The organism is Acidovorax sp. KPB24-07, assembly GCF_057543315.1.
Genome location: NZ_BAAJYS010000221.1, coordinates 1 through 6,291 on the forward strand (window position 1 = coordinate 1; position 6,291 = coordinate 6,291).

Below are 6,291 nucleotides of genomic sequence, written 5' to 3' on the forward strand. Positions count from 1 at the left end.
CAGCGCGAGCGCGCCACCGAGGGGGCCGACCCGTTCAGCCTCCGCGACGGCTGGCAATCGCACGGCGTGACGCGCCGCCGGTTCGCGTTCGAGTTCGGCGGCCAGCCTGCCAACGCCTGGCTCACCTACGCCGCGGGCGGCGCGATGGAACTGGCGGTGGGCGAGGGCGATGCGGCCGTGGCCGGGCCGCTGGCCTTCACCGCCGATGGCGAGGGCCTGGACCTGCACTTCGCCGGCCAGCGCACGCGCGCCGTGGTGCATTCCCAGGGCGAGACCGACCACGTCTTCACGCCGCGCGGCGCCACGCAGATCGTCGCCATCGACCTGCTGGCCCATGCGGGCGAGGCGCAGTCCGAAGGCGGACGCCTGACCGCGCCCATGCCCGGCAAGGTGGTGTCGTTCGCCGTGAAAGCGGGCGATGCCGTGACCAAGGGCCAGGCCCTGGCCGTGATGGAGGCCATGAAGATGGAACACACCATCGCCGCGCCCGTGGACGGCACGGTGCAGGAGCTGCTCTATGCGCCCGGCGACCAGGTGACCGAAGGCGCCGAGCTGCTCAAGCTCTCGCCCGCGTGACAGCGCGCAATCCGCAGCCGCGATACGCTCTTGCGCCATGAACATCACCTTCTGCTGTACGCACACCAAGGCCGAGCCCTGGCTGCAGGGCCTGCAGGCCGCGCTGCCCGGGGCGCACATCACCGTCTGGCAACCGGGCGCCCCCCCGGCCGATTTCGCCGTGGTCTGGGCGCCGCCCCAGCAGTTCATGGACGAGCAGGCCGGCATCCAGGCGCTCTTCAACATCGGTGCGGGCGTGGATGCGCTGCTGGCCCTGCGCCTGCCGCCCGGCGCGCAGGTGGTGCGGCTGGACGATGCCGGCATGGCCGTGCAGATGGCCGAATACGTGTGCCACGCGGTGGTGCGCCACTTCCGCGAGTTCGAGGCCTATGAGGCCGACATGCGCGCCGGGGGCTGGGCCTACCGCCGGCCGCGACTGCGCAGCGATTTCTCCGTCGGCGTCATGGGCCTGGGAGTGCTGGGCGAGCGGGTGGCGAAGGCGCTGGCGCACTTCGAGTTCCCGGTGAACGGCTGGAGCCGCACGCCCAAGGCCGTGGAGGGCGTGCGGGCCTTTCATGGCGCGGAGGGTTTCGACGGCTTCCTGGCTGCCAGCCGCGTGTTGGTGAACCTGCTGCCGCTCACGCCTGACACGCAGGACATCATGAACCGCGGCACGCTCTCGCGCCTGCAGCCTGGCGGCTATGTCGTCAATGTGGCGCGCGGCGCGCACCTGGTCGAAGACGACCTGATCGCCCTCATCGACGCCGGCCACCTGGCCGGGGCCACGCTCGACGTGTTCCGCACCGAGCCGTTGCCCGCCGACCACCCGCTGCGCACGCACCCCCGCATCACGACCACGCCCCACACCTCCGCCCGCACGCTGCGCGAAGAAAGCATCGCCCAGATCGCGCGCAAGATCGCCGCCATGCAGCGCGGCGAGCCGGTGGCCGGCATCGTGGACCCCCGGCGCGGCTACTAGGCCTCGGGCACCGCCCCGCATTCTTTACCGCAGGATTTCCCCATGAGCAGCAGCATTCCTTCCCGCGTCAAACTCGTCGATGTAGGCCCGCGCGACGGCCTTCAGAACGAAAAAATCGCCCGTGCCCGCCGAGGTCAAGATCGGTCTCGTGCACCGCCTGCAGGCGGCTGGCCTGACGGAGATCGAGGTCACCAGCTTCGTCTCGCCCAAGTGGGTGCCCCAGATGGCGGACAACGTGGAGGTGATGGCGGGCATCGAGCGCCAGCCCGGCGTGCGCTATTCGGTGCTCACGCCCAACCTCAAGGGCTACGAGGCCGCCGTGCCTACGCGGCCCGACGAGATCGTCGTCTTCGGTTCGGCCAGCGAGGCCTTCAGCCAGAAGAACATCAACTGCAGTATCGCCGAGAGCATCGAGCGCTTCGCGCCGGTGGTTGAAGCGGCGCGCGCGGCGGGCATCGCCGTGCGGGGCGCCATGAGCTGCACCGTGGGCTGCCCCTACGAGGGCGAGGTGGCGCCCGAGCGCGTGGCGTACCTGGCGGGCCTGATGAAGCAGATCGGCGTGCAGCACGTCGGTGTGGCCGACACCATCGGCGTGGGCACGCCGCGCAAGGTGCAGCGCGCCATGGAGGCCACCTTGCAGCACTACGGCGTCGACGCGGTGTCGGGCCACTTCCACGACACCTACGGGCAGGCGCTGGCCAACACGCTGGCTTCGCTGGAGATGGGCGTGTGGCAGTACGACACGTCGGTGGCGGGCCTGGGCGGGTGCCCCTATGCCAAGGGCGCCACGGGCAACGTGGCGACCGAAGACGTGGTCTACATGCTGCACGGCATGGGCATCGACACGGGCATCGATCTGGACGCGCTCATCGATGCGGGCGCGTACATCAGCGATTTCCTGGGCCGGCCGTCCAACTCGCGCGCCGCCAAGGCGTTGCTGACCAAGCGCCTGGGCTGAGGCCGCGCAGGGCCTGGGCGCTGGGTGCGGTCAGCCGCCGGGCGGCGCGGCCACGCTCTGCAGTTGCTCCTTGAGGTGCGCGAGAAACGATTGCGCCGCGCGTGACAGCGTGCGGCCCATCAGCGTCTGCACCTCGATGTTGCGCAGGTCCAGCCCCCGGTCGCGCAGGCGCACGCAGGCCATCTCCTCGCGCTCGATCTGGTAGCGCATGGTGATCTCGCCCGAGATGGACACGCCCTCGGGCTCGTGCTTGACGAACCCGAACAGGCTGGCGATGTAGTTGCTGGTGAGCACGGGGTCGATCTGCACCTTCTGGCGGCTGCACGCGATGTCGAACAGCTGCCGCACGGTGGTGTCCATTTCGGGCAGCGCCACGGGGTAGTTCTGCAGCTGCGACAGGCTGACCTGCTGAAAGCGCGTCAGCGGATGGCCGCGCTGCACCACGGCCAGCACGGGCGAGGGCTGCAGCAACTCGATGCGGATGTCCTTTTCGGCGCTGCGGCTCATGGTGATGCCGATGTCCGCATCGCCCAGCAGCACGCGCCGCGTGCTTTCGGCCGGCGGAAACACCCCCAGGTGGAACTGGATGCCCGGGTGCCGCCGCCGGAAATCGCTGATGAGCCGGGGCAGGAATTCCAGCGCGAAGCCCTCCGACGAGGCCAGGCGCACCCGCCCGCGCTCCATGCCCTGCAGCGCCTGCATTTCATGCACCACGCGCTCCGCGTCGTGCGCGGACTTCTGCGCATGCACCGCCAGCAGCTCGCCCGCCGCGCTCGGCACCATGCCGCGCGCGTGGCGGTCGAACAGCGTCGCTCCCAGGATGTCTTCCAGATGCGCGATGTGTCGGCTGATGGCCGAGCCCGCCACGTTCAGCCGCTGCGAGGCCTCGCTGATCGAGCCGCAGCGCACCACCTCCAGGAAGTAGCGCAGGGCCGTGTCCTGCAATTGGCGGGCGACGATTTGCGAGCGTTTCATGGCGGTGGGCGATGGGGCGTGGTGCACTGCGGCAATCCCACAAGCATAGGCGGAATGCGGCGGGAGCATTGCCTTTTTGAGATCGCTCGCCGCGATATTCGGTAATGGCGGAAACGTCTCCGAGGTCCCATTCTTGCTCCCGTTCACTGTGTTTCCTGTTTCATCACGATGAAGGAGTTCGCAATGGGGCATTTATTCACCCACTGGGTGCGCCGGGGCTGTCTGGCACTGGGCATGATGGTTTTCGGGGCTGGCGCGCACGCCGGCAAGGCCAACGACACGCTGACTTATGCGTCGGACAACGAGGTCGAGAACGTGAGCCCGTACCACAACAACATGCGCGAGGGCGTTGTGCTGGCCGCCATGGCGTGGGACACGCTGCTCTACCGCGACACGAAGACGGGCGAACTCAAGCCGCAGCTCGCCACCGCCTGGAAGTGGGAATCGCCCACCGCGCTGCTGGTCACGCTGCGCCAGGGCGTCACCTTCCACAACGGCGACAAGTTCACCGCCGACGATGTGGCCTACACCTTCAACGTGGTGACCGGCCCCGACGCCAAGATCGCCACGCGCCAGAACACCGACTGGATCAAGGGCGTGGACAAGGTGAGCGACTACGAGGTGCGCATCCACCTCAAGACGCCGTTCCCCGCGGCGCTGGAATACCTGGCCGGCCCCACGCCCATCTACCCCGCAGCCTATTTCACCAAGGTGGGGCTGGAAGGGTTCAGCAAGGCGCCCGTGGGCAGCGGCCCCTACAAGATCACCAGCGTGGTGCCGGGGCAGGGCGTGACGATGGTGAAGAACACCGCCTACTTCAAGGACAGCCCTGCGGGCCAGCCCAAGATCGGCACCGTGAAGTTCACCGTGATCCGCGACCCTGAAGCCCGCATGGCCCAGTTGATGACCGGCGCGGTGGACTGGATCTGGCGCGTGCCGGCCGACCAGGCCGATTCGCTGAAGGCGGCGCCCAACCTCTCGGTGCTGAGCGGCGAGACCATGCGCGTGGGCTTCATCTCCATCAACAACAACGGCACCACCCCCGAGGCCGCGCCCTTCAAGGACCCCCGCGTGCGCCAGGCGCTCAACTACGCCATCAACCGCAAGGGGCTGGCCGACAGCCTGGTGCGCGGCGGCAGCCAGCCGGTGTATGCGCCGTGCTTTCGCACGCAGTTCGGCTGCGACACCAGCAAGGTGCAGCAGTACGAATACAACCCGGCCAAGGCCAAGGCGCTGCTGGCCGAGGCAGGCTACCCGAACGGTTTCGACACCGCGCTGTGGGCCTACCGCGAGCGCGAGTACGCCGAGGCGATGATCGGCGACCTGCGCAAGGTCGGCATCCGCGCGCGGCTGCATTTCGTGCAGTACCCGGCGCTGCGCACCGAGCTGCGCGCCGGCCGTGCGCCGCTCACGTTCCAGGCCTGGGGATCGTTCTCGATCAACGACGCTTCGGCCTTCGTGGGCAACTTCTTCAAAGGCGGCCCCGACGACACCGCCAAGGACCCGCAGGTCATCGCGCTGATGCAGACGGCCGACGCCACGGTGGACAAAGCCGAGCGCAAGGCCAAGTACGCCCAGGCGCTGCAGCGCATCTCCACCCAGGCCATGTGGGCGCCGCTGTTTTCGTACTCGATCAACTACGCGTTCACCTCGGACCTGAAGTTCGAGGCCCAGCCCGACGAGCTGCCGCGCTTCTTCCAGGCCAGCTGGAAGTGACGGCCCCGGCGTTCGTGTCCCTCCCACACCCTCGCGGGCCCCTGCCATGCTGATCTACATCTTTCGCCGCCTGCTGGTGGCGCTGAGCGTCATGCTGACCGTGGCGGTCGTCAGCTTCATGCTGCTGCACCTGTCGGGCGACCTGGCCACCGCGATCGCGGGCCCGGAATCGAGCGCTGCCGACGTGGAGAAGATCCGCGTGCAGTACGGGCTGGACCGCCCCATCGTGGAGCAGTTCTTCGACTGGCTGGGTGCGGCGGCGCGGCTGGATTTCGGGCGGTCGTTCTATTTCCAGAACACCGTCATGGAGCTGGTCGGCGAGCGCCTGCCCATCACGCTCAAGCTCGGTGGCGTGGCGCTGCTGCTGGCCGTGGCCGTGGCCATTCCATTGGGCGTGCTGGCCGCGCTCTACCGCGACACGTGGATCGACCGCCTGGCCTTGATGGTGGCGGTGGTGGGCCAGGCCATGCCGACCTTCTGGTTCGCGCTCACGCTGGTGCTGCTGTTCGCCGTGGGCCTGAAGTGGCTGCCCGTGGCGGGCAACACGAGCTGGCAGCATTTCGTGCTGCCGGCGGTGGCGCTGGGCTACTACGCCATGCCGGCCATGATGCGGCTCACGCGGGCCGGCATGCTGGACGTGCTGGGCGCGGACTACATCCGCATCGCGCGCGCCAAGGGCCTGAGCCGCTCGCGCGTGGTGTTCAAGCACGCGCTGCGCAACGCCATCATTCCGGTGGTGGCGCTGGCCGCGGTGGAGCTGGGCTTCATGCTCGGCGGCTCGGTGGTGATCGAGTCGGTGTATTCCATGCAGGGGCTGGGGCAGCTCGCGTGGGACTCCATCGCGCGCAACGACTACCCCGTGGTGCAGGCCGTGGTGCTGATCATCGCGGTGTTCTACATCGCGCTCACCTTCCTGGCCGACGTGCTCAACGCCGCGCTCGACCCGCGCATGCGCACCCGCTGACGCCACCGCACCGGAGACTGCCATGAACGCTTCCACCACCCTTTCCTCCCCCGGCGCGGCGGCCACCCTGGCCCTGCCGTCGCCACCGGCCTGGCGCCGCTGGCTGCGCCGCGTGCTGGGCCAGCGCGGCCTGGTGCTCGGCGC

5 protein-coding genes and 1 pseudogene are annotated in these 6,291 nt (G+C 69.0%); 5 read left to right on the forward strand and 1 reads right to left on the reverse strand.

Annotated features, from left to right (window positions below; all coding sequences use genetic code 11):
• From AC27IQ_RS17655 to AC27IQ_RS17665, 3 genes and pseudogenes are all read left to right on the forward strand, one after another.
• Positions 1-576 (forward strand): acyl-CoA carboxylase biotin carboxyl carrier protein subunit (locus AC27IQ_RS17655; RefSeq protein ID WP_487090237.1); only part of this gene is annotated, 576 nt, incomplete at its 5' end.
• Positions 577-613: 37 nt separating this feature from the next.
• Complete coding sequence (locus AC27IQ_RS17660) at positions 614-1,534, forward strand: 2-hydroxyacid dehydrogenase (protein ID WP_487090238.1); 921 nt, start codon at positions 614-616, stop codon at positions 1,532-1,534.
• A 42-nt stretch (positions 1,535-1,576) separates the two neighbouring features.
• Positions 1,577-2,492, forward strand: a pseudogene (locus tag AC27IQ_RS17665) (hydroxymethylglutaryl-CoA lyase).
• A 30-nt stretch (positions 2,493-2,522) separates the two neighbouring features.
• Here AC27IQ_RS17665 and AC27IQ_RS17670 read toward each other — a convergent pair.
• On the reverse strand, positions 2,523-3,467 hold the full coding sequence (locus AC27IQ_RS17670) for a LysR family transcriptional regulator (RefSeq protein WP_349817231.1): 945 nt from the start codon (positions 3,465-3,467) through the stop codon (positions 2,523-2,525).
• A gap of 234 nt (positions 3,468-3,701) precedes the next feature.
• Between AC27IQ_RS17670 and AC27IQ_RS17675 the strand changes: the two genes are divergently transcribed.
• Positions 3,702-5,183, forward strand: a complete 1,482-nt coding sequence (locus AC27IQ_RS17675) for an ABC transporter substrate-binding protein (RefSeq protein WP_487090240.1) — start codon at positions 3,702-3,704, stop codon at positions 5,181-5,183.
• A gap of 46 nt (positions 5,184-5,229) precedes the next feature.
• Positions 5,230-6,147, forward strand: a complete 918-nt coding sequence (locus AC27IQ_RS17680) for an ABC transporter permease (protein ID WP_487090239.1) — start codon at positions 5,230-5,232, stop codon at positions 6,145-6,147.
• The last annotated feature ends 144 nt before the right edge of the window (positions 6,148-6,291 follow it).

Bases quoted from the DNA above. Each gene is read 5' to 3' on its own strand.
- AC27IQ_RS17660 (WP_487090238.1), top strand. From the start codon at position 614: ATGAACATCACCTTCTGCTGTACGCACACCAAGGCCGAGCCCTGGCTG.
- AC27IQ_RS17670 (WP_349817231.1), bottom strand. From the start codon at position 3,467: ATGAAACGCTCGCAAATCGTCGCCCGCCAATTGCAGGACACGGCCCTG.
- AC27IQ_RS17675 (WP_487090240.1), top strand. From the start codon at position 3,702: ATGATGGTTTTCGGGGCTGGCGCGCACGCCGGCAAGGCCAACGACACG.
- AC27IQ_RS17680 (WP_487090239.1), top strand. From the start codon at position 5,230: ATGCTGATCTACATCTTTCGCCGCCTGCTGGTGGCGCTGAGCGTCATG.